Source organism: Halomonas sp. BMC6 (assembly GCF_964204995.1).
Classification (GTDB): Bacteria; Pseudomonadota; Gammaproteobacteria; order Pseudomonadales; family Halomonadaceae; genus Vreelandella.
In genome coordinates, this window is the sequence record NZ_CAXNSH010000001.1 from 3,889,877 (window position 1) to 3,912,725 (window position 22,849).

Annotated in this window: 23 protein-coding genes; 12 read left to right on the forward strand and 11 right to left on the reverse strand. The window is 56.8% G+C overall.

Annotated features, from left to right (window positions below; all coding sequences use genetic code 11):
- The first annotated feature begins 144 nt into the window (after positions 1–144).
- Genes crcB (AB6K10_RS18695) through AB6K10_RS18705 form a run of 3 tightly spaced genes read left to right on the forward strand, consistent with a single transcriptional unit; the run spans position 145 to position 1,925 of the window.
- Entirely contained in the window at positions 145–522 is a 378-nt protein-coding gene (gene crcB / locus AB6K10_RS18695; protein ID WP_339119560.1) for a fluoride efflux transporter CrcB, read from the forward strand.
- Between the two features lie 13 nt (positions 523–535).
- Positions 536–931: a fluoride efflux transporter CrcB gene (crcB, locus tag AB6K10_RS18700; RefSeq protein WP_339119561.1), complete on the forward strand. Its 396-nt coding sequence runs from the start codon at positions 536–538 to the stop codon at positions 929–931.
- A 4-nt stretch (positions 932–935) separates the two neighbouring features.
- On the forward strand, positions 936–1,925 hold the full coding sequence (locus tag AB6K10_RS18705; RefSeq protein ID WP_339119562.1) for an arsenic resistance protein: 990 nt from the start codon (positions 936–938) through the stop codon (positions 1,923–1,925).
- 30 nt (positions 1,926–1,955) lie between these two features.
- Here the strand turns inward: AB6K10_RS18705 and AB6K10_RS18710 are convergent, their stop codons facing one another.
- Positions 1,956–3,446: a SulP family inorganic anion transporter gene (locus AB6K10_RS18710; RefSeq protein WP_339119563.1), complete on the reverse strand. Its 1,491-nt coding sequence runs from the start codon at positions 3,444–3,446 to the stop codon at positions 1,956–1,958.
- A 509-nt stretch (positions 3,447–3,955) separates the two neighbouring features.
- On the opposite strand from AB6K10_RS18710, the gene AB6K10_RS18715 reads away from it, so the two are divergent.
- Complete coding sequence (locus tag AB6K10_RS18715; RefSeq protein ID WP_339119564.1) at positions 3,956–4,969, forward strand: isocitrate dehydrogenase; 1,014 nt, start codon at positions 3,956–3,958, stop codon at positions 4,967–4,969.
- A 2-nt stretch (positions 4,970–4,971) separates the two neighbouring features.
- On the opposite strand, the gene AB6K10_RS18720 is transcribed toward AB6K10_RS18715, so the two are convergent.
- Positions 4,972–5,748, reverse strand: a complete 777-nt coding sequence (locus tag AB6K10_RS18720; RefSeq protein WP_159343029.1) for a ZIP family metal transporter — start codon at positions 5,746–5,748, stop codon at positions 4,972–4,974.
- A 56-nt stretch (positions 5,749–5,804) separates the two neighbouring features.
- Here AB6K10_RS18720 and AB6K10_RS18725 point away from each other — a divergent pair, with 56 nt between their 5' ends.
- The 4 genes from AB6K10_RS18725 (at position 5,805) to AB6K10_RS18740 (ending at position 8,685) form a co-directional block, all read left to right on the forward strand.
- The gene (locus AB6K10_RS18725) at positions 5,805–6,383 is read left to right on the forward strand and encodes a sigma-70 family RNA polymerase sigma factor (protein ID WP_339119565.1); all 579 of its coding nucleotides are present in this window, start codon (positions 5,805–5,807) and stop codon (positions 6,381–6,383) included.
- Between the two features lie 6 nt (positions 6,384–6,389).
- Positions 6,390–6,590, forward strand: a complete 201-nt coding sequence (locus tag AB6K10_RS18730; protein ID WP_253017727.1) for a zf-HC2 domain-containing protein — start codon at positions 6,390–6,392, stop codon at positions 6,588–6,590.
- Entirely contained in the window at positions 6,580–7,278 is a 699-nt protein-coding gene (locus tag AB6K10_RS18735) for a DUF3047 domain-containing protein (RefSeq protein ID WP_253017725.1), read from the forward strand. The genes AB6K10_RS18730 and AB6K10_RS18735 overlap by 11 nt, the downstream gene beginning before the upstream one ends.
- 138 nt (positions 7,279–7,416) lie before the next feature.
- Positions 7,417–8,685, forward strand: coding sequence for a PAS domain-containing methyl-accepting chemotaxis protein (locus AB6K10_RS18740; protein WP_339119566.1), 1,269 nt, complete (start codon positions 7,417–7,419; stop codon positions 8,683–8,685).
- Positions 8,686–8,777: 92 nt separating this feature from the next.
- Here AB6K10_RS18740 and AB6K10_RS18745 read toward each other — a convergent pair whose 3' ends face one another.
- The 5 genes from AB6K10_RS18745 to AB6K10_RS18765 all read right to left on the reverse strand — a co-directional run bounded on the left by AB6K10_RS18745 (position 8,778) and on the right by AB6K10_RS18765 (position 13,728).
- Positions 8,778–9,428: a peroxiredoxin gene (locus tag AB6K10_RS18745; RefSeq protein ID WP_253017723.1), complete on the reverse strand. Its 651-nt coding sequence runs from the start codon at positions 9,426–9,428 to the stop codon at positions 8,778–8,780.
- A 103-nt stretch (positions 9,429–9,531) separates the two neighbouring features.
- Complete coding sequence (locus AB6K10_RS18750; protein ID WP_159343034.1) at positions 9,532–10,569, reverse strand: CNNM domain-containing protein; 1,038 nt, start codon at positions 10,567–10,569, stop codon at positions 9,532–9,534.
- Between the two features lie 97 nt (positions 10,570–10,666).
- Positions 10,667–10,942 carry a GGDEF domain-containing protein gene (locus tag AB6K10_RS18755; RefSeq protein ID WP_368473628.1) on the reverse strand — a complete coding sequence of 92 codons (276 nt, stop codon included), beginning with the start codon at positions 10,940–10,942 and terminating at the stop codon, positions 10,667–10,669.
- Positions 10,943–11,959: an IS30 family transposase gene (locus AB6K10_RS18760; protein ID WP_339117984.1), complete on the reverse strand. Its 1,017-nt coding sequence runs from the start codon at positions 11,957–11,959 to the stop codon at positions 10,943–10,945.
- A 23-nt stretch (positions 11,960–11,982) separates the two neighbouring features.
- Positions 11,983–13,728 (reverse strand): diguanylate cyclase, encoded by a 1,746-nt coding sequence (locus tag AB6K10_RS18765; RefSeq protein ID WP_339119567.1) that lies wholly within the window; start codon positions 13,726–13,728, stop codon positions 11,983–11,985.
- 308 nt (positions 13,729–14,036) lie between these two features.
- Between AB6K10_RS18765 and AB6K10_RS18770 the strand changes: the two genes are divergently transcribed.
- Entirely contained in the window at positions 14,037–15,308 is a 1,272-nt protein-coding gene (locus AB6K10_RS18770) for a PAS domain-containing methyl-accepting chemotaxis protein (RefSeq protein ID WP_339119568.1), read from the forward strand.
- Positions 15,309–15,400: 92 nt separating this feature from the next.
- Here the strand turns inward: AB6K10_RS18770 and AB6K10_RS18775 are convergent, their stop codons facing one another.
- The 3 genes from AB6K10_RS18775 to AB6K10_RS18785 form a co-directional block, all read right to left on the reverse strand.
- Positions 15,401–15,868 carry an S-ribosylhomocysteine lyase gene (locus tag AB6K10_RS18775; RefSeq protein WP_285262969.1) on the reverse strand — a complete coding sequence of 156 codons (468 nt, stop codon included), beginning with the start codon at positions 15,866–15,868 and terminating at the stop codon, positions 15,401–15,403.
- Positions 15,869–15,922: 54 nt separating this feature from the next.
- Positions 15,923–16,270 (reverse strand): putative quinol monooxygenase, encoded by a 348-nt coding sequence (locus tag AB6K10_RS18780; RefSeq protein WP_062360950.1) that lies wholly within the window; start codon positions 16,268–16,270, stop codon positions 15,923–15,925.
- A gap of 64 nt (positions 16,271–16,334) precedes the next feature.
- Entirely contained in the window at positions 16,335–17,012 is a 678-nt protein-coding gene (locus AB6K10_RS18785; RefSeq protein ID WP_339119569.1) for a haloacid dehalogenase type II, read from the reverse strand.
- Between the two features lie 159 nt (positions 17,013–17,171).
- Between AB6K10_RS18785 and AB6K10_RS18790 the strand changes: the two genes are divergently transcribed.
- The 3 genes from AB6K10_RS18790 (at position 17,172) to AB6K10_RS18800 (ending at position 21,289) form a co-directional block, all read left to right on the forward strand.
- Positions 17,172–17,858, forward strand: coding sequence for a response regulator transcription factor (locus AB6K10_RS18790; protein WP_339119570.1), 687 nt, complete (start codon positions 17,172–17,174; stop codon positions 17,856–17,858).
- Entirely contained in the window at positions 17,855–19,249 is a 1,395-nt protein-coding gene (locus tag AB6K10_RS18795; RefSeq protein WP_339119571.1) for a histidine kinase sensor domain-containing protein, read from the forward strand. The genes AB6K10_RS18790 and AB6K10_RS18795 overlap by 4 nt, the downstream gene beginning before the upstream one ends.
- Positions 19,250–19,333: 84 nt before the next feature.
- Positions 19,334–21,289: a TonB-dependent receptor gene (locus AB6K10_RS18800; RefSeq protein ID WP_339119572.1), complete on the forward strand. Its 1,956-nt coding sequence runs from the start codon at positions 19,334–19,336 to the stop codon at positions 21,287–21,289.
- A 71-nt stretch (positions 21,290–21,360) separates the two neighbouring features.
- Here the strand turns inward: AB6K10_RS18800 and AB6K10_RS18805 are convergent, their stop codons facing one another.
- Positions 21,361–22,794, reverse strand: a complete 1,434-nt coding sequence (locus AB6K10_RS18805) for an aspartate aminotransferase family protein (protein WP_339119573.1) — start codon at positions 22,792–22,794, stop codon at positions 21,361–21,363.
- Between the last annotated feature and the right edge of the window lie 55 nt (positions 22,795–22,849).

Genomic DNA, 22,849 nt, shown 5'->3' on the forward strand with positions numbered 1-22,849 from the left:
TCTGACTCTTTTGTACACGAAGAGGCGGATCGGCAACACCGTAGCGCCTGCTTTTTTGCTCGACTGCCGCTGTCTGCGCGCGCTCCCTTGCGGTGTTACACTTAGCCGCCTAGCGATTTTCACCAACACAGCGCGAGGCGTCATATGGGACATGGCATCACCAACGTCGTACTTGTCGGCTTGGGCGGCGCACTGGGCGGGATGGCACGCTTTGCCGTCTCCAATGCCATGGCCCATTTACTGGGTAATGCCTTCCCGTGGGGCACGCTGCTTGTAAATGCCAGCGGTGCATTTTTTGCTGGAGGGCTGCTAGGCATTTACGGCGTGCCTAACGCACAACCGTTTTGGCTATTTGCGATAGCGGGCCTGCTCGGTGGCTATACCACGGTATCATCGTTTAGCTTACAGACCCTTGAGCTGTTCCAGCGCGGCCAGGCGATGCGTGCCGCGCTCAACATGGTCGCTACGCTACTGCTGGGCATCGCCATGGCAGCATTGGGCTGGTGGCTGGCTCAGGGTTGAAGAGGAGCCCTCGATGAACGTTAACGCCTATCTCGCCGTCGGCCTTGGCAGCGCTCTGGGGAGCGTGCTGCGCTATGGCGTCTCGCTGGTGTCGATGGCCGTGCTAGGTAGTCACTTCCCTTGGGGGACGCTGCTGGTCAACGTGTTGGGGTCCTGCCTCATCGGCTGGCTAGCCGCGACGACGTCCCGCCTGCCTCGAGGCGCGCTGGCACGACATCAACCGCTGCTGATAGCAGGATTTTGCGGCGGCTTCACTACCTTTTCGCTCTTTAGCCTGGAAACGCTGCGCCTGACGCAGCAGAGCCACCTAGGGCTGGCGCTGCTTTACGGCGTAGGCAGCTTACCACTGTGCGTCGCCGCCGCCTGGGTGGGCGAGCGCCTAGCCTTTTTGAAAGCAACCGTGACCTAATCTCTTGAAACGCGAACAGCTCGAACAGCAGCAGTCATGGATCTATCTAGCGTTTATCGCGCTTGGGCTCTGCCTGGGCCTGCTGGCGCCAGAAGCGATGGCAGCGTTTGGGCAGGCGCTATGGCCGCTGCTCGGTTTCCTGCTCTTCGCCACCTTCACCCAAATCCCGCTGCTGCAAATAACGCAAAGTCTTCAAGATACGCGCTTCATGACGGCGCTGTTGGTAGGCAACTTTGTTGTGATTCCTGCGCTGCTGGGCGTGTTAGTGGTGTGGCTTCCCCTCCCGCCACCCGTGCTGGCGGGCATCCTATTGGTGCTACTGATGCCTTGCACCGACTGGTTTGTTACTTTTGCGCATTTAGGTAAAGGCGACGCTGCCCGAGCCATTGCCGCGACGCCCCTGTTGCTGCTCGTGCAGATGGCGGCACTACCGGCCTATCTATGGCTATTGCTAGGCAGCGAATGGTTGCAATTGACACTCTCCCCTGCGCTACTGAGCGCCTTTTTGAGTTTGATGGTGCTGCCCCTGCTGCTCGCCTGGTTCACCGAGCGCGCAGCGCAGAAATTCATCACCATCGAACGGGCTACCCGTGCACTGGGTTGGATGCCGGTACCGCTCTTGGCATGCGTGGTGCTGATCATTGCGGCTACTCAAGTCGCTCAAGTGTTGGCCTTGCGTCAGCTTCTCTGGCAGGCAGTGTTGATCTTCGTAGGCTTCTTGATCGTTGCAGCGTGGCTGGGCAAAGCGCTTGGCCACCTCTTTAACCTGCCGCCCACCAGCACTCGCACCCTGGTGTTTAGCTTCGGCACCCGTAATTCCTTCGTCATGTTACCCATTGCACTCACCCTGCCCAACGGTTGGCAAGCCGCGGTGGTCATCATCGTATGCCAATCGCTGGTCGAGCTGCTGGGTATGGTCGCATACCTTCGCTGGGTGCCGAAGCGGCTAATCCCCAGCTCAGGTCACAAAAAAGCCGACGCTTACGGCAAGTAAGCGTCGGCGATGACAGGGTGCCCGTGAGAGTTAGTGGCCGCCCATCAGTTTATCGACTGCGACCGGGTCGTTATGAACGGCATAGCGGTCTACTACGGTAGCGCTGGCTTCGTTCAGGCCTATCAGCTCTACCTCGGTTCCTTCACGGCGGAACTTGATCACCACGCGATCCAGCGCCTGAACGGCGGTGACATCCCAAAAGTGCGCCTTGGAGAGATTGATGGTCACCTTATCGATGCTCTCTTTGAAATCGAACGCCGCCATAAAGCGCTCGGAAGAGGCAAAGAACACCTGCCCTACCACTTGATACTCGCGCTGTGTGCCGGCCTCTACCTCTTTCGACCCCACGTACATGATATTGCCGACTTTGTTGGCAAAGAACAGTGCTGCCAGCAGTACGCCCACGAAAACCCCAATGGCGAGGTTATGCGTTCCCACCGTGACCGCGACGGTCGCCAGCATGACGATATTGGTACTCATCGGATGCTTTTTCAGATCGCGAATGGAGGCCCAGCTAAAGGTGCCAATCGAGACCATGATCATCACCGCCACCAGTGCCGCCATGGGGATTTGCGATACCCAATCGGCCAAGAACACTACCATCAGCAACAGCACCACGCCCGCAATCAGCGTCGATAAACGCGTACGCCCCCCCGATTTGATGTTGATCACCGACTGTCCGATCATTGCGCAACCGGCCATACCACCCATTAAACCCGCACCAATATTGGCGACGCCCTGACCTTTACACTCGCGGTTCTTGTCGCTGGGCGTGTCGGTCAGATCGTCCACGATCGTGGCGGTCATCATCGATTCCAACAGGCCCACGACTGCCAGCATGATCGCATAAGGGAAGATGATCATCAGCGTTTCGAAAGTCAGCGGCACGTTCGGCCACAGGAAAACCGGCAGCGTGTCGGGCAGTTCGCCCATGTCGCCCACGGTGCGAATATCCATACCGCTCACCATATACACCACCGTCAGCACCACGATGCATACCAGCGGCGAAGGCACCGATTTACCAATCATCGGCAAATAAGGGAATAGATAGATAATCCCCAGGCCTGCCAGCGTCATGGCATACACGTGCCACGTCACGTTGGTCAGCTCCGGCAGTTGCGCCATGAAAATCAGGATCGCCAGCGCATTCACGAACCCAGTGACCACCGAACGAGAGACGAAGCGCATGAGTTCCGCCAGCCGCAGGTAACCCGCAATGATTTGCAGCACCCCGGTCAGCAGCGTGGCGGCCAGCAAATACTCGAGCCCGTGCTCTTTCACCAGTGTCACCATCAGCAGCGCCATCGCCCCGGTGGCCGCAGAGATCATGCCGGGGCGGCCACCGGTAAAGGCGATAACGACCGCAATACAGAACGAGGCATACAGCCCCACTTTCGGGTCCACGCCCGCGATAATGGAAAAGGCGATCGCTTCAGGAATTAGCGCCAGCGCGACGACAATACCTGAGAGCGTGTCGCCCTTAATGTTAGAGAACCACTCATGCTTACTGAAAAGTGCCATTCAGGGAGTCCATGGTTAGGGGGTTAAAGACATTGCGCACCGCAGCCGCACACAAAGGCAGCACAAGAGCGCACGTTAGGAATAGATTGTCGGATGAATGCTACCAATCGAAGACGCACATGCGCCGATAGCTAAATAGCGGCAACGGGGTGCCATAGCACCGATATAACGCGAAGAGCGTTATGGCGCTGATAAGGAGGGGAAAACCTAGGGTGGAGTCATCAGCCCTGGTGTCGGCAGAGCAACGGCTGCCATGACATTGTTCATTACAGATAAACCTTGCTGTTCTATCATCGTTATTCAGGCGAGGAGCGGCAGCCAAGTGCGTTCCAGTCGTCTTGAGCGCGGTATTCTACCAGCAAACAGGCCCGTTCGCACCCGTCGCCCTAGACGTTTAGACGATGACCTTTCCCCCAAGCTTGGCTTACCATGGCACCCACACGGCGATACTACCGTCGCCTTCTCGACATCTTGATCTTCCCCACGCTACCGAACGAGAGGACCCGCACATGAGCCAGACAGTCGCAGTGATCAAAGGTGACGGCATCGGCCCTGAGATCATGGACGCCACCCTGCAAGTGCTCGACTCACTCGAGTGCGGGTTGACCTACGAATTCATCGATGCGGGCTTGGTCGCACTCGACAAGCACGGCACGCTGATTCCTCAAGCCTCGTTGGATGCCATCGAAAAGCACGGCATTGCCCTGAAAGGCCCGCTCACCACGCCGATTGGTAAGGGCTTTTCATCGATTAACGTGCAGCTACGCCGCCACTTTGACCTCTATGCCAACGTGCGCCCCGCCATCAGCTTTCCGGGCACCCGCTCCCGCTACGATGATATCGACATGATCACCGTGCGGGAAAACACCGAAGGGGCTTACCTCTCCGACGGTCAAGAAATGATCGATGACGGCAATACCGGCATCTCGGTGATCAAAGTGACCCGCCAAGGCTCCGAGCGCATCGTGCGCTACGCCTTCGAGCTGGCCAAGCAGAATGGCCGCAAGAAAGTCACCGCCGTTCACAAAGCCAACATCATCAAAACCAGCTCCGGCCTATTTTTAGACGTAGCCCGCGACATCGCCAGCGAGTATCCCGAAATCGAATTCCAAGAGATGATCGTGGATAACGCCTGCATGCAGCTGGTCATGAACCCTCATCAGTTCGATGTGGTCGTCACCACCAACCTGTTCGGCGATATTCTTTCTGACCTGTGCGCTGGCCTAGTAGGCGGCTTGGGCCTCGCCCCAGGGGCAAACATCGGTAAAAAAGCGGCGATTTTCGAAGCGGTACACGGCTCGGCGCCGGACATTGCAGGCAAGAAAATTGCCAATCCCTGCGCCCTGCTGCTCGCCGCCGCCCAGATGCTCGACCACCTCGGCATGACCGCCAAGGGGGATGCCATTCGTCAGGGGATTCGCGCCGTGCTAGAGAATCGCCGCGATATGGTCACGCCCGACATGGGCGGCACCGGCACCACCGATACCTTCGCCCAGGCGCTGGTGGAGCACTTAAAAGGCTGAGCCTAGCCCAGCCACACATCGAGAAACAGCATGATCACCAAGCCCATCGCTAGGCCAAACGTCGCTTTCTTCTGGTGGCCGCAGCGGTGGGTTTCGGGAATGATCTCATGGCTGATCACGTAGAGCATGGCCCCTGCCGCAAACGCCAACCCCCAAGGCAGCAGCACTTGAGACACGGTGACGACGCTGGCGCCAAACAGCCCGCCAATCGGCTCGATGAGTCCGGTCAGCGCCGCGATCGACCAGGAGCGCCACTTGGAGTAGCCCTCCCCCATCAGCGCGACGGCCACCGCTAACCCTTCCGGCATGTTCTGCAAGCCAATGCCAAGCGCCAGCGGCATTCCACCCTCTAAGCCATTGGCACCGAAACCCACACCGACCGCCAGCCCTTCCGGCAGGTTATGAATCGCAATGGCAAACACAAACAGCCATACGCGACGCAGCGAAGCGGCTTCCGGCCCCTCTCTCCCCTGCTGGAAGTGTTCGTGCGGCAAACCTTCGTTGAGCAGCGCAATGGCCCCCATGCCGAGCAAAATCGCAGTGCATACCAGCGCTGCGGGCACCGGACCACCGGCGTAGTAGATTTCTGCGGCCTCCAGGGCAGGAATGATCAGGGAAAAAAACGAAGCCGCCAGCATCACCCCGGCCGCAAAGCCCAGCGCTAAATCACGAAACCCCCGACTTGGCGTTTTGCCCAGCAGCACGGGCAACGCCCCCACGGCGGTCAATAGCCCAGCCACCAAACTGCCTAAAAATCCTAATAACAGCGTATTTTCCATGAATATCGTAAACTCGATGTGCGATGAGAAGGAATAAACAACGACAAGGGGACACCGTGACCATCACCGCTTCGCTGGCCGCTACGCACTTCAGCCACATGCGCCCTCGCCTAGTCGCCTTTGCGCGCTTGCAGCTCAGAGATGCCGCCGCCGCTGAAGATGCCGTCCAGGAAACGCTGCTGACTGCCTTCGAAAAAAGCGCCACCTTCGAGGGCCGCTCAGAGTTCGAAACCTGGGTATTCGGCATTTTGAAATTCAAAATTCTCGATCAGCTGCGCCATCAAAAAAAGCAGGGGCGCTGGCAGCCGCTGAACGAGGATCTCGATGACGATACCTTAGACCGCCTGTTCGAAGCCAATGGGCATTGGCAACCCAACGCGCGACCCAACGACTGGGGGCAGCCTGAGCATGTGCTCGACAATCAGCGCTTTTGGCAAGTGTTCGACGCCTGCATGCTTGCCCTCCCCGAGAACATTGCCCGTATCTTCAGCCTGCGGGAGTTGATGGGGCTCTCCACTGACGATATCTGTAAGGAGGCCGGCGTCTCCGAAACCAACTGTTGGGTTATTTTACACCGGGCTCGGCTGCGCCTTCGAGAGTGCTTAGAGCGCGGCTGGATTCGCGAGCAGGAGTAAATCCGTATGCTGATGTGCCGAGAAGCGACGCGCTTGATGTCGCTCAAGTTGGATAGAAAGCTGACTTTCAAAGAGCGCACGGCGCTGCGTGTACACCTCTCCATTTGTAGCGCCTGCCGAGCTTGCGCGCGCCAGTTCGATCTCATGCACGACCTAGGACACCGCCACCCTGCGGCCCCCGCCGGAGATGACCGCCATGACGCGTAGCCAAAGACCGAACCACACGCTGTCCTATGCGGCTTGGCAACGCTTGGTCATGGGCCTGGGCGTCAGTAGCGTCATCGCGCATGCGGCCTTGGCACAGGAGGTGCGCTTTACACCGGAGCGAATGATGACATGGCCAACGCGTAGCTTCGCTGGAGAAACGCAGTACCGGGTGGTGGAAAAATCCGGCCAGCGCGTGCTTCAAGCAGATGCCTTGGGGCAAGCCTCCGCTCGCTATCTTGAGCGAACCATCGACCTGAACGCCACACCGTATCTGCACTGGTGCTGGCAAGTGAGCGGGATCTACCCAGGATTGGACGAAACCACCCAAGCGGGCGACGACTATCCGGCGAGGGTGTACGTCGCCCGGAAAACCGGCCTGCTGCCTTGGCAAGTCGAATCCGTAAACTACGTCTGGGCTTCCCAACAGCCGCAAGGCACTCATTGGCCCAACGCATTCACCGACCGCGCCCATCTTCTGGCCCTACAAAGTGGCGAACACAACGTCGGCCAGTGGCAGGCAGAAGTCCGTGATGTGCGCGCCGACTACCGAACGCTGTTTGGCAGTGCGCCCGACGAGATTCACGGCATCGCCTTGATGAGCGACGGGGACAACGCAGGCGGCAGCGCCAGCGCCTGGTTTACTCATCTCGGGTTTTCCGCCACGGCGACCCCACCTACCTGCCCCTAATCGTTAACTTACGTTAAAACAGATACTTAACCTTACCATTGTGACATTTTGTGCCACACCGATACAAAACAGTGTTTTCTATAAGAAACTGGTCTATTCTAAGCGCATTTACAATACTGCGTTTGAGAGTCTGCCCCCATGTTCAGCCCCTTTTCCTCTGGAAATTTACGTGCCGCTCTGGCCCAGCACACGGCCTGTATCTACTTCTCTGTCGAGGGCATCATTCAGGATGCTAGCCCGCTATTTCTAGAAACGGTGGGCTACTCTCTGGACGAGATCAAAGGGCAGCATCACCGTATGTTCTGCTATCCAGAAGACACCCAGAGCGCAGCGTATACCGCCTTCTGGAAAGCGCTGGCCGCAGGAGAGGGTCAGCAAGGACGTTTTCGCCGTATCAATGCCTACGGTGAAGAGGTTTGGCTAGAGGCCACCTACGTTCCTATCAAAAATCGCCGAGGCAACGTCGTGCAGGTGTTCAAAGTGGCCAGCAACGTCACCGAGAAGCATCAGCGCGCCGCTCGTGAACGTGCCATCTTACAGGCGCTGGATAGCTCGATGGCGGTCATCGAGTTCACCCCCGATGGCTACATTCTGGACGCCAACCGCAACTTCGAGCAGGCCATGGGCTATTCGCTACATGACATCCGTGGCGAGCATCATCGTATGTTCTGCACGAAGGAGTTCTACCAGCAGCGCCCAGACTTCTGGAAGCAGCTCGCCAAGGGTGAGTTCAAGCAAGGCAAGTTCATGCGCTTGAATGCAAAGGGCCGCGTGGTATGGCTGGAAGCCACGTACAACCCCATCGTGGACGATGATGGCAAGGTGGTGAAGGTGGTGAAATTCGCCACGGACATTACCCGCGCCATGGAAGCATCCGAAGCCGCTCGCGCCACCGTGGGCAGCGCTCGTACCTCTTCCAATCAGACCGAGCGCATTGCACAAGAGGGGCTTGAGCATCTGCGTAAAGTCATCACTCACTTTCAGCATGCCAGCAGCACGCTGGGAGACGCGCAGCGCTTGATTAGCGATCTCAATACACAGGCAGAGCAGATCAATAAAACGGCCAACACGATTGCTCAAATTGCCAGCCAAACCAACTTGCTCTCTCTCAATGCGGCGGTGGAAGCCGCACGGGCGGGCGAGCAGGGGCGCGGCTTTGCAGTCGTAGCTAACGAGGTGCGTCAGCTCGCCCGAGGCTCTAGCGATGCCGTCAACGAGATCACCCGAGTGCTCAAGGAGAATAGCGCCTTGGTGTTGCGCACCACTGAGGCGATGCAGCAGGTAGTGGAACAGGGACAAACCAGCCAGACCAGCGTGCAGGAGATCGAGTCGATCGTGAACGAAATTCTTCAAGGGGCACAGAGCGTTTCTCACTCCATTGAACGTCTGACGCTCGAACCTTCCTAACGGTGACGCCCTAGGAACACGAAAGCCCCGCCAGCTTGTGCTGACGGGGCTTTTTTAACGCGTACTATCTTTAACGCGTACTATCGGCGTGCTTAACGCAGCTTGGTCTTGCGCAAATAAGGCAGTACGGCATCAAACTCACCGAATTTCTGCTTGGCGTCTTCGTCTGAGACGCTGGGCGGGATGATAACATCCTGGCCAACCGTCCAATCCGCCGGAGTGGCAATGCCATGCTTTGCCGTGGTTTGCAGCGCGTCCAACGCGCGCAAAATTTCCGCAAAGTTACGGCCAACGGTCATCGGGTAGGTCATGGAAAGCTTGAGCTGCTTGTCTGGACCGATGATGAAGACCGAACGCACCGTAGCGCTGTCGGCGGGGGTGCGGCCATCGGGCAGGTAAGCATCTTCCGGCAGCATATCGAACAGCTTGGAGACCTTGAGACTCTCATCCGCAATGATCGGGAAGCCGACGCTGCTGCCGCTCACGGTTTCGATGTCGCCAGCCCAGCGCTTGTGATCCTCTACACCATCGACGGACACACCGATGACCTTGGTGCCACGCTTCTCCCACTCGGCACTCAGCGTTGCGACGGCGCCGAACTCCGTGGTGCATACCGGCGTGAAATCTTTTGGGTGTGAGAACAGAATCGCCCAGCTGTCGCCGATCCAATCGTGAAAACGGATCGGACCGTGGCTCGTCTCTGCTTCGAAATCAGGCACGACTGCATTGATACGTAATGACATCGTTGCTCCTCGTTAACGTGAAGTGGTTCTCATACCTTATATGACTTTCAACGCCTTCACTATAGAACGTTTAGCGCTAAAGACAATGAGATGACGGCGGCGTTCACTCTGCCGGTTTCACGTCTTTCTCTTCGCGTTTAATCCGCTTGACCCAGCGCTGTTTCGCGTAGTGGCGCAGGTTCGCCACGCTGTCGGTTTCATCGACGATATCTTGACCCAAGATAGTCTCGATAATGTCCTCCAGCGTGATCAGCCCCACGAAGGTGCCGTGCTCATCGTAGACCACTCGCATATGAAGGTGATCTTTCAACATGGAGGTGAAGACCTGCTCCACATTATTGGAGACGTCGACGCTGCCAATGGGATGCATCAACTCACGCATCGTTTTGGTGTCGTCGGCGTGGTACATATCGGCCTTATGCACATACCCAAACGCCTGCTCGCCGTTGTCCATCACCGGGAAACGGGTGAACGGTGCTTTCCCGTACTGCTCGTCGAATTCGCTGACGGTCATGTTCGGTGGCACGGTTTCGCACACGGTGCGCGGCGTCATGGCCTTGTTCACCAGAATATCGTGCAGGTTGAGCATGTTGATGATGGTGCGTGATTCGTCAGCATCCAGCACCTCCTCTTCGAGACCCACTCGCGCGAGCACTTTGATTTCGTCACGCAGGTCCACATCGTGCTCAGATTTGCCTAGACGACGCGTAATTTGCTCCGACATCCAGATGAAGGGCAGCAGCCCAATGATCATCGGGTTCAAAAGCTTCGGCAACAGCGGAGCCAGGCCGCGCCAGTAGGTGGCGCCGATCGTTTTGGGGATGATCTCTGACAGGACCAGAATCAACATGGTCATGACGGCAGAGACGATCGCGATGGAAGACTCGCCGAATACGACCGCCGCTTGGGCACCAACGGCCGTTGCACCAACCGTGTGGGCAATGGTGTTGAGGGTCAAAATCGCGGCTAACGGCCGGTCGATATTGGTTTTCAGCTTGGTCAGCGCTGTATGCAGCTTTGGATTGTCTTCTTTTTGCTTGGCAATGTAGCTCGGCGTAATCGACAGCAGCGCTGCCTCTAGAATAGAACACAGAAAGGAGAACGCGATTGAGAACGTAGCAATCGTGATGAGGAGGAACATGGAAGCTCTAGGTAGTGGGTGAAATAGCGTTATAGAGACTCGATCATCAGGTGTCAATCACTAGCCTAGGCAACTCACCGCTGCGCCGCCAGCCCACCTATGTAAAACTGGTCTCCTTACTCGGCATATGCCATCGAACGCGATTACGTCCCTCTTTCTTGGCGCGATACAGTGCCATATCGGCACGGCGTAGGTCTTCCTCCCAGTGCTCCGCGCTGCCTCTCGGCTTCACTTGGCAGGCACCAATGCTTACCGTGACATGTACTGCGCCTTCGCTGGTCAAGATGGGGGTCTCGGCGATCGCTCGGCGAAGTAGCTCCAACGTCGGGGCATCGTGGGTATCGGGCGGATGCAGACTCTGAGTGCAACACACTCATTGGATGGTTGATGGGCTTTCATGGTACTTGGCCATCAGCTCGCTCATCACTTCTATCGGACATTTAAATCCAAAGCGTTTTCGAGGTCGCATATTCAGCTCAAAGGCAATGGCGTCCAGCTCTTCCTGGCTATGTGCTGAAAGGTCCGTTCCTTTCGGTAAATATTGACGGATAAGACCATTGATATTCTCATTGGCCCCACGTTGCCAGGGGCTGTGGGGATCGCAAAAATAAATCGCAACGCCCGTTTCTTGAGTGATTTTTGCATGCTGTGCCATTTCACGCCCCTGATCATAGGTCATGCTTTTTCGAGCGGTGGCCGGCATTCGGTTCAGGGCGGCACTAAACCCTGCTACGGCGGATGTGGCGGTGGCGTCGTCCATTTTTGCGAGGATCAGATAGCCACTGCTAAGCTCTACCAAGGTGCCTACCGCGGACGCGTTATTCTTACCTTTGATCAGATCGCCTTCCCAGTGGCCGGGCATTTCACGCTTACTGACCTCGGGCGGACGTAAGTGAATGCTGACCATGTCAGGGATCTGTCCACGTCGATCCACTTCGCCACGGCGAGGCTTGCGTGTGGTTTTACCTTGTCGCAAGCAGTGAATCAGTTCCTTGCGAAGGTGGCCAACAGGCAAGGCATAAATGGCCGTGTAGATGGTCTCTCGGCAGACGTAGGCATCGCGCAAATCAGGGAGTTTCATCGTCTTGAGCTTGCCGCTAATTTGTTCGGGAGACAAGCATCGCCGCAACATATGCACGATGAGATCAAACCGCTCGGTGCCTGGCAAAAGCTTACGCGCAGGACGACAGACCTCTCGACGCTTTTCTCGCTGACGTTGGGCGTACCGGGCGCAGTAACCGTTCTGGGCCATTTGGTTACGGCGTATTTCACGAGAGATGGTTGAAGGAGCTCGCCCCAGGAGCTGGGCAATATGCCGAAGGCTCATCCCTTGGGCTTGACCCACTTGGATGCTGGCACGTTCTTCAATACTGAGTTCGAGGTAAGACATGGGACAACACCTTAGCGAAATGCTCAGGTGTTGCACTCAGTTTCTGCGGCCAAGTCGTATAAACAGATACCAAACTCTTCGCCCCCAAGCCGCGCGACCAAGTCATCGGAGCGCAGCGAGTGACTTAAGCGGAACGCTACCTCTTGAAGCACTTCATCACCGACCTGATGCCCGTACTGGTCGTTAATCGATTTAAAATAGTCGATATCAATAACTGCAATAGAAAAAGTAAATTTAAGCTGAGAATAAAACGCCGATGTGCGCTCTATAAAAGCACGCCGATTGGGTAATTTCGTTAATACATCCGTTTCAGCAAGATAGCGCAACTGCTGTTCTGCATGGTGACGTGACTTTTCGACGTCCAAAGCATAAAACAGCGCACCCAATGTATCTAAAAGGGGCTGTAAAAACAGCGCATCCTCTTCAGTATAATCTTCTTCTTTATTGGCAAGCCCAATCATCCCAACGGTTTCATCGGCAATTTTGATCGGTAAACCCAAAAATCGCAGCAAGGGAGGGTGGCCTGTGGGTGTCCCGCGAGACGCATGATGCTGGCGAGGGCGATTGGCTAACACGACATGGCCACTGGTCACCACATGGCCAAACAGATTGTCTAGGTTGTTGAAAAATAGCTCGCCCCGTTGGTAGGCACGGTACTGCTCATTGGTCTCCTCGCTCCAGCTGATGTTCGAAAGCGCGTGGATGAACAGGGACTTCTCTCCGTCGCTTCGCACTTGCACCTGGCCGATCAGCCCAAACTGGCTCTCTGCGAGATGTAATAGCTCGTCGAAGATCAGCTCGCAGGAGTGGCGGATGTCTTTTTCGTGAAGAAAAACGCTCTGGGCGCGGTTCATGAAGTTGAGTAACTGCACCTGCTTTCGCTCACGCAGCTCGGCGCTCTTTTTGTCCGAAATATCCCGAGTCACGCAGGTTAAACGCAGTGGTCGCCCTGCGCTGTCGTTGGCGACCACTCGGCCGTAGGTGTTCACCCAGAGCCAATGGCCTTCGGCATGACGCATCCGATACTCGACGTTCAATACCTCGTCTTCCTGCGCCAAGTGCCGCCGAATGGCGTTGTTGACCGACGTAAAGTCGTCGGAATGAATCAAACTTTTCCAGAAGCTAGAGCGGCTCTCTACCTCATCGCTCTCCAGACCCAGCATCTCACACCAACGCTGGTTGAACACGTTGTGGTCGTTGGATATCTCCCAGTCCCAAACGCCTACGTCTGCGGACTCGATCATCATGGCGAAATCGCCATCGCTGATTCCCGCCCGTTGTTTATCAATCAGATGGATATAGTCGCTTATGAAATAGCTTAGCGACTCCAAAAAGCGCAAATCTTTGTCGGAGAGCGTATTAGGACGGCTGTCGATCAAGCACACGGCCCCCACTTCACGCCCACCTGCGGTCAGCGGAACACCCGCATAGAAGCGAATATGCGGAGCGGCTAGCACGAGCGGGTTATCACGAAAATCAGGATGCTGGCTGGCGTCCTCAATGACCAGCGGTGCCCTTAAGGCAACCACATGGCGACAAAACGCGTCCTCTAACGACGTGAAGTCCACGTCCAACCCCGACTTGGCGATGAACCACTGTTTCTGGCCGAGAACGGACACCAGCGCAATGGGGAACTCAAAAAAATCGGCGACCGACGCAATGAGCCTGTCCAATGCATCGGTATCGACGTCAGGGGATAATTTGTATTGACTGATGTGTTGCCAGCGTTTGTTGAGCATCACGTTATACCCGGGTGGCGCAAACTTCATTGCCCACATCATGAGCTTAGGTTTACTTTATCACGCGATACAAGCAGCAGTGTCAATCCGTAAAAACCACTGCTTTTTCGGGGGCTATTAGTATCAATCACTTGAGTAATAAAGTTTGCATTTTTTCACATTCCCCATGAACCTATGCTTTAATTAAAACGACTATAGTGAATAAAGGCTCGGCTTGAAAAAACATCGCGCACGGCTAATAAAAATTAACTTTCCAAGAAAAACCATGCCATGTTTATCTTAGGTGCCTCCCCTTGCGCCTCCTCCTGTATGGAACACTGAAAATAGAGAAGGCAACAATGCATACTCTTTTTTTAAATGCATCTCTTTATCAAGCGCTACTTACTCACACTGCCTGTATCTTCTTTACACCGCAGGGAGTGATCAAACACGCCAGCCAGCCGTTTCTGGACGTCATGGACTGTCGGTTACAGGATATTAAGGGGCAGCACCACCGCATTTTTTGCGATGCCGCCGAAGCGCAACGACCAGAGTATCAGCAGTTTTGGCAAAAGCTTGCCAGGGGTGAAAGTCATCACGGCCGCTTTCGCCGTTTCAAAGAGAATGGTGACGAGGTATGGCTGGAAGCTACCTATCTACCGATTTGCTCGCGCTCTGGCAAAGTTACGGAAATTTTTAAAGTTGCCAATGAAGTCACCAGCAGCCACCAGGAAGCGCGACATCAAGATGCCTTGCTTCACGCCCTGCACCGCTCCATGGCGGTGATTGAGTTCTCTCCCGAAGGCTACATACTGGACGTCAACCAGAACTTTGAAAACGTGATGGGGTATCGTCGAGATACGCTGATTGGACAGCACCATAAGATGTTCTGCCGACCCGACTTTTACCGTCAACAGCCGGATTTTTGGCAACGCTTGGCTAAGGGGGAATTCAATAAAGGGCGGTTCGAGCGAGTAGATGCCCATGGTAAAACGGTCTGGCTGGAAGCAACCTATAACCCGGTGACGGATGCTGATGGCAATGTCGTCGAAGTCGTCAAGTTCGCCAGCGACATCACGCCACTGGTCGAAAAAGCCAATGCCACATCAGGCACCATCAGTTCGGCCCAGAGCAGCACCTCGCAAATCGAACGCACCGCCAAGGATAGCCTGGACCACTTGGATGAAATGGTGAAAGGCTCCGAGCAGGCTGCCCAAACCCTGGCAAAGGCGCAAGAACTGATCGATGCGCTGCATAAGCAGTCGCAAAGCATCAACACGATCACGGAGTCGATTGCCAAGATCGCTAGCCAAACCAATCTTCTGTCGTTGAACGCTGCCGTAGAAGCCGCTCGCGCGGGAGAGCAAGGTCGCGGCTTTGCGGTAGTCGCCAACGAGGTCCGCCAACTGGCGAAAGGGGCTACTGAAGCCGTCGACCAAATTACCCGCGTGCTCAAAGACAACAGCAGCCTAGTCGAACGCACCACGCAAGCCATGCAGCAGGTCATTCAACAAGGTAAGGCCAGCCAGTCCAGCGTCAGCGAAATCGACGCCATCGTGAACAAGATTCTGCAAGACGCCAGAAGCGTTGCCCACTCCATCGAGCAGTTGGCGGCGGATACGCATATTTAGAGCGACCGATTTTCATGCACAGGGACGTGCACCCTTACACCAAAACGCCCCCATAAGGGGGCGTTTTGCATTCTGAATCGACGCAAGGCTGCTTACGCAAACACTTCCGTCCACTCACTGCGCTTGTCTAGCAGACCTTTGGCAAGCTTCTGGGCGCCTTCCAGGCTGTGGCTGGCGGCCCAGCCGCACTGCATTTCGTTGCAGGCGGGCACTTCGGTGGCGGTGAGTACGTCGTTAAGGGTTTTCTCGATGATCGACAGCACGTCGTCGTAATCATCGTGGTTGATCAACGCGATGTAGAAGCCGGTCTGGCAGCCCATCGGGCTGATATCGACCACTTTATCGGTATGGTTGCGCGACATTTCCGCCATCAAGTGCTCTAGGGAGTGCAGCGCGGGCATCTCCATGTGCTCTTTGTTGGGCTGGCAGATCCGCAGGTCGTACTTATGGATACGATCGCCGTGTTGGCCCTCTTTGATGTCGGCCAAACGTACGTAGGGGGCTTTCACCTTGGTGTGATCTAGGTTAAAGCTTTCGACGTTCATCTTCTTTTCGGTCATGTTGGCTCCGTAGTCGCTCTCTTTCATTCGCCTATTCTACACGCTGAGCGTGAGTTACACCTTGGGAGCGTCGAAATTCCACGGCTCGTCGGTGTAAACGCACACGTTGGCGTCTTCGATATCGCCTTCTGGCGACTCGACATGCTTGGCGAAGAAGTCCTGAATTTCCTTACGCTGGCAGTGGGCTTCGAACTCTTCGCGACTGGCCCAAATCTCGTGGAACACGATCGGGTAGCTCGTGCCCTGGGCAAACGGGTTATCGATTTGGCGAGTCACCGTGTAGTGCAGACAGGCATCTTCGCGATGCGTATTGGGCTCCAGGGTCTGCAGCGCTTTGAAAACGGCTTCTTCTTTACCGGCTTTGGGTTTGAAGCTCGCGATGCAGTAGATTTTTTTCGACATGTCGTCTTCCAAGTTAAGAGTAAGGCTCGCTTCCATTATGGGGCCGGTAGCGCGAGATACCAACCTAGCGCATCATCCGGTCTGCCAAGGTTTCAAGCTCGGGTACCGTCATATCGGGTTCAATCCCCCATGGATCGAACGGTGCATCGGAGTGGCGGCGTATCCAAGCACTGCGCAGGCCCGCGTGGGTGGCCCCAATCACATCGAACGGATTACTGGATACTAACCATGTTGCTTCCGGTCGCGTCTCCAGCCGCGTACGGAGATAGGCATAAACGGCCGGGGCGGGCTTGAAGCGCTTGATGGCATCGACACTCACCACGGCGTCCATATGGCTCTTCACCTCAGCGCGCGTCAGTAGCTGATTGACGGCCTCTTCGGTGCCGTTCGAGAACGCCACGCAGCGAATACCGGCATCGCGTAATCGATCCAGCGCTGGCACCACATCGGGGAAAGCGGGCAGCTCAGCATAAACCGCCATCAAATGGTCACGATCGTTATCGGACAGGCCGGTTTGTAGCGCGCGGTCCGTAAAGACCAGCGCTTCTCGGGTGCACTCGGCAAAAGGCACATACGCACCCATCAGGCTGTGCCGGAAGCTGTACTCCAACTGCTTTTCTCGCCAGCGCTTGGCGAACTCACCTGCCTTGCTGGCATCGCTCAGGCGGCGCTCCAGCTCGATGGTGACCCCCAGGGTATCGATTAGCGTACCGTATACATCAAAAGCGAGTACCGGTTGCATAACGGGCTCCTTCTCAACGTTGATGGCTCCATGGAGTTAAGCGTAGCGGGCCGAGCGAAAACCTCCATTCATGTCGCGCGCCTCGCGTCTCCACTTGCCAATAAGAATGTAAACAATCATTATTATCATTCACTGGCAAAATGCGTTTTCCAATTCCTCATGTCTGCCCCACATCATCTTTTATTGATCGACGATGATCCCATCCTCGGCGAACAGCTGACCCATTTACTTAGCCAGCGGGAGTATCGTGTCACCCACTGTCTCGATGCCAACAGCGGCTTTCAACGCGCGCTAGAGGGCGACATTCACCTGCTGCTGTTGGACGTTCGGCTGCCCGGCATGAGCGGCTTAGAGCTGCTGTCAGCGCTGCGCAAAAACACCACGCTACCGGTGTTGATGCTGAGTGCCTGCGGTGCCGAAGAAGCGCGTATTCGTGGACTTCAGCACGGAGCGGATGACTACTTAGCCAAGCCGTTTCACCCACTGGAGCTGGTACTACGGATCGAAGCGTTGCTGCGCCGCACGGGGCTGCAGTCTGCCAACCTCACACACTGCTTGCAGGTGGATAGCCTCTCTTTCGACCCTGCCCGGGTGGAACTCAAGGTATCAGGAACGCCCGTCGAACTCACTCCGCTACAGTTCCGTTTACTGTGGCTGCTGGCGCACCATCGAGGCCAAACGCTGAGTAAAACGTACCTGTACCATCGTTTATTTCAGCGCGATTACAGCCCGTATGACCGCAGTTTGGACATGCATGTGAGCCGTATTCGTCGCAAGCTCAGCGGCGCCGGTTTCGATGCGCTGAGACTGCAAACGCAACACGGGAAAGGCTACTGCTTACAATGAAACGGCGTTTGCTCTGGAAGTTGTGCGGCATCGTAGCGACCGGCGGCCTTGCCTTGGTGATCTCGACGTCGCTACTCGAAAAATGGGCAGAACGGCAAATGAGCGTGATTGCCCCGCATCATCAGCGCACCTTGGCCGACTGGGGAGCCACGGCCGAAGCGCTTTACCGCGCGGGCGATGACGCCGCATTGGCCGCCTGGTTAGAGGCTTTGCAAGCGCAAGAGAACACCTGGGCAGCGGTGGTGACCTCCAGCGTGACACCGGTGGCGGGGGGCACGCTGTCCGCCCAGTTCGAGGAGGGGTATCGGTTGGGTCGGTTGATCGAATGGCCAATCCACCTCTATTTTCCCGACAACCCCATCATGGACATTACCTTCGCAGGTGGCCACCGCCACTTCTTGATCACCCTACCCCAGCGTATGCGCCCCGGTAGCCATCTCAAGAGCGTGATTTGGCTCGTCAATGGACTAATTCCTCTGTTGACGCTACTCGCTATTGGCTGGCTGCTATATCGACATATCAGCGGACCACTGCGCTACCTGCAAGATGCCACGACGGCCATTGCCGAGGGTCAGCCCCATGCCAACCGAAACCTACCGACCCGGCATGATGAGTTAGGCGAACTGATGCTCCGGTTCGATGGCATGGCGAGCAAAACCCAAGCGACCATTACCGCCCAGCGGCAGCTGTTGGCCGACCTTTCCCATGAAATTCGTGCGCCGCTGACCCGTCTTAGCTTGGCGATTGAGCAAATGAAAGCGGGCGCTACCTCACCGGCATCGCTTGTCCGCCTAGAGCAGGAGAGCCAGCAGATGCGTCAGTTGGTCAACGACGCGCTGACGCTGGCCTGGCTCACCCACGAGACACCGGCGGTGGGCAACGACACGTTTGATTTGGTCGATTTGCTGGATGCTCTGCTGGATGACGTGCGCTTTGAGTATCCCGATCACCGCTGGTGCGTGTCGCTGCCCGAAAGCGCTCTGCTAATGCACTCCAACCAGCGAGCGCTGGGCCAGGCGTTGGAAAACCTTTTGCGCAACGCCTGTCACTATTCATCTGCGCCACACGGGGTCGCCAAACCGCCGACGGTGACACTCACCTTAAGCGCCGGGCCACATAGCTATCAGTTAACGCTACGCGATAACGGCCCGGGGGTAGAGGCGTCGCAGCTTCCACACGTGTTTACGCCCTTCTACCGCACGGCGGAGGCGCGTCAATCGCGCCCAGAGGGTACCGGGCTGGGACTAGCGCTGGCACTGCGTCATATCCAGGCAGTGCAGGGGGGTATCAGTACGCGTAACCATCCCGACGGCGGTTTGGAACACGTCATCACGCTGCCAAAGAACGCTGCCCAGCCGCACGTTGCCTTCTCCTCCCGCCGCCAGTTGTAACAGTTGTAAAAACGGTAGCCAACGACACTCTCTCAAACGAGAATAATAATCAAATAGAAAAACATTGGGAGCCTCCTCGTTATCATGCCGTCAACCGCTCGTTTTCTACGTCACCCCCTCGGCCTGACGATCGCTGCGCTGATGAGCAGCGCGGCCTTTGCTCAGTCGTCGCCAACGCTAAACACCGTCCACGTCGTGGCGGAAGCGCTTCACCACAGGGATAGCGTGGTAGACGCCGACACGCTGGAGCGTTACCAAGCCGACGACCTAGGCGATCTATTTGACCAAGACCCGCAAATCAGCGTGGGGGGGGCGCTCGGTATTGCACAGAAGCTTTACGTGCGTAGCGTCGAAGACCCGCTGCTAAACGTCACCATTGATGGCGCGGCGCAAAGCGGCAGCCTGTTTCACCATACGGGACGTATTGGCGTCGACCCAGCTCTACTCAAGCGTGTCGAAGTCACCACGGGTGCTGGTCGAGCTACCGACGGCCCAGGTGCCCTAGGCGGTAGCGTCCGCTTCGTCACCAAAGACCCGGATGACCTGTTACGCGACGGCGAGCGATTAGGCGGGCTATTGTCAGCGGGCGCGGGCACCAACCCAGAGAGTTACCGTGTCAGTACCACGCTATTTGGACGCGTCAACGACCAGTGGAGCGCCATGGGCACGCTCGTCGAACGCGACCAGCAGCGTTATGAAGATGGCAACGGCAGCGAACAGGCCGGTACCGAGGCCAATCAACAGTTGGGGCAAGTGAAACTGCTAGGGGACTTTGGCGCCCAGCGTTTTACGCTCAGTCACGAGATTCGTCAGGACGAGGGCGAACGCGCCCAACGCCCGCAGTGGATCGTGAGCGGTTTCAACCGCCTCTACACACTGGACGCCGAGCGCCAAACCAGCACGCTCAACTATCGGCTGCGCCCGCAAGGCCAACAGCGGCTCGACCTGGAGGCCACGCTGTACCACACCACCGCCGATGTGGAGCAAAACGTTGCCGACCGCTGGGGACGCTACTTTGGTGAATCCGCTTCCACCGGGCTGACCATCGCCAACACCAGCCGGGTAGGTAGCCATCGACTCACTTACGGCCTTGATTATCGTGACGACGAGGTCACGGCGGGCTATGCCGATAACCCTACCCAGGAGCGTGAAAGTGGCGACATCGCTGGCGTCTTCTTGCAAAACGCCCTACAGCTCACCGATGACGTTCAATTGGGGCTAGGCGCCCGCTATGACCGCTACCGCCTAACCGATAACAGCGGCCTCTCCTACCGCGAGGATGACATTAGCCCCAATATCGACGCCCAGAGGATGGTAACTGACCAGATCACCCTGAGTGCCGCTCATGCTCGCGCGTTCCGGGGCCCCAAAGCGCACGACGCGTTCAAGTTAGAGGGAGCAACCAATGCGCCGGACTTACGCGGTGAACACGCTCGCAACAGCGAACTCGCAGCGCGCTTCGAGCAAGGCCCCTGGCAGTTCAGCGCGGAGCTGTACCGCTCTACTATCGACGACGTCATTGCCGACCCGCTGGGTCGCCCCACGCGTTACCAAAACGTGGGAGATCTAGAGTCCAACGGTTATGTGCTCAGTGCGAATTACCAGTGGGCGTCACTCTCCGCCGGGCTCAGTTTCCATCACAATGACATCGAACTGAATGGCCAGCCGCTCACCGTCTATGAGTACAACGGTATTGGTAACACGGTGGGCGATACGTGGACGGCGCAGGTGGATTACCACGTCAACCGCGCTTGGCAGGTAGGCTGGCGGGGCCAGTTCGTCGAGGGGATCGACGCGCTGGATACCTCGGTAGGCACCATCGGTAAACCGGGATATGGCGTGCACGATGCCTACGTTCGCTGGCTACCCACCCAAAGCGACGACCTCGCCGTCACGCTGACCGTCAATAACCTGCTGGATAAACAGTACCTGGACCATGCTAGCAACGCCGACTTCGAGCACATCCCCGGTTATGAGGGCATCGTGGGGCTGGCAGAGCCGGGTCGCGATATTCGTCTCGGCGTCAACTACCGCTTCTGATGATGCGCTAACACGACACTGCCCGCAGCAAGCGGGCAGTGTGTGTTTCGCCAATCGGGTGATCGCTGGCGTTAGATCGTGAAGGCCGCTTCTTGTTGGCCCGTTTTCAGATCGCCAGAGCGCACGAGCTCATCGGTCACGCGGTCGATGGCACGTTTGGCGCGGCCGATCATGTCGTCTACTTCGCCACGGTTGATGGTCAGCGGCGGAGCAAAGCCAAGAATGTCGCCTTGGGGCATGGCGCGGGCAATCAGGTTCTCTTCCATGGCCGCCGCGGCAACACGCGGGCCCACTTTCAACGCAGGGTCGAAATGCAGACGCTGTTTCGCATCCGGGGAGAACTCCAGCGCCGCCATCAGGCCAACGCCGCGCACATCACCCAGCAGCGGGTGGCCTTCAAACGTCGCTTTCAGCTGCTGCTGGAAGTAAGCGCCGGTTTCCGCCGCGTTACCCACCAGATTTTCACGCTCGATGATATCCAGGTTGGCGAGGCCTGCCGCACAGCCAAGAGCGTGGCCTGAGTAGGTCCAGCCGTGGCCGATGGGACCGAACTCACCGGTGCCCTGCTCTAGCACTTTCCACACTTTATCGCCGACAATCACGCCCGACAGCGGCTGGTAGGCGCTGGTCAGGCCTTTGGCGATAGTGATCAGGTCAGGCTTCATGTTGTAGTGGTGGCTACCGAAGTCGGAGCCGGTACGGCCAAAGCCACACACCACTTCGTCGGCAATCAGCAGTACGTCGTACTTATCCAGTACCGGCTGAATCGCTTCCCAGTAGCCTTCCGGCGGCGGCACGATACCACCGGTGCCGAGTACCGGCTCACCGATAAAGGCGGCCACGGTATCCGGGCCCTCTTCCAGAATCATCGCTTCGAGCTTATCCGCACAGTAGGCAGAGAATTCACGCTCGGTCATGCCGTGCTGCTCGGCGGCGCGCAGGTAGTAGTGCGGCGCTTCGGTATGACGAATGGTGTCAATCGGCAGATCGAAGTGGTCGTGGAACGCTTTCAGGCCAGTGAGTGAGCCAGACGCGATGCCAGAGCCGTGGTAACCGCGCATACGCGAGATGACTTTTTTCTTCTGCGGGCGACCCAATACGTTGTTGTAGTAACGCACGATTTTGAGCTGGGTTTCGTTGGCGTCAGAGCCGGACATGCCGTAGTAGACCTTGGACATGTTGAGGCCTGCGATTTTCAGCACGCGCTCGGACAGCTCGATTTGCGGCTCGTTGGAGTGGCCTACGTAGGTGTGGTAGTAGGAGAGCTCCAGCGCCTGCTTATAAATCGCTTCTGCTACTTCGGTGCGGCCATAGCCGATGTTCACACAGTAAAGACCTGCAAAACCGTCGATGAACTCGCGGCCATCTTTATCCACGATATGAATGCCTTTACCGCCGGTGATGACTCGGCCAGGCAAATCGCCATGGGCGAAGTCGCGCAGATGGGTAGAGGCGTGGAAGGTGACTTTGCGGTCGCGTTCGATCAGATCCTGATGCAAGCTCATAACGTTCTCTCTGTACGATAAACCTCCCCAAACAGTGGGGAGGTTATTTAAATAA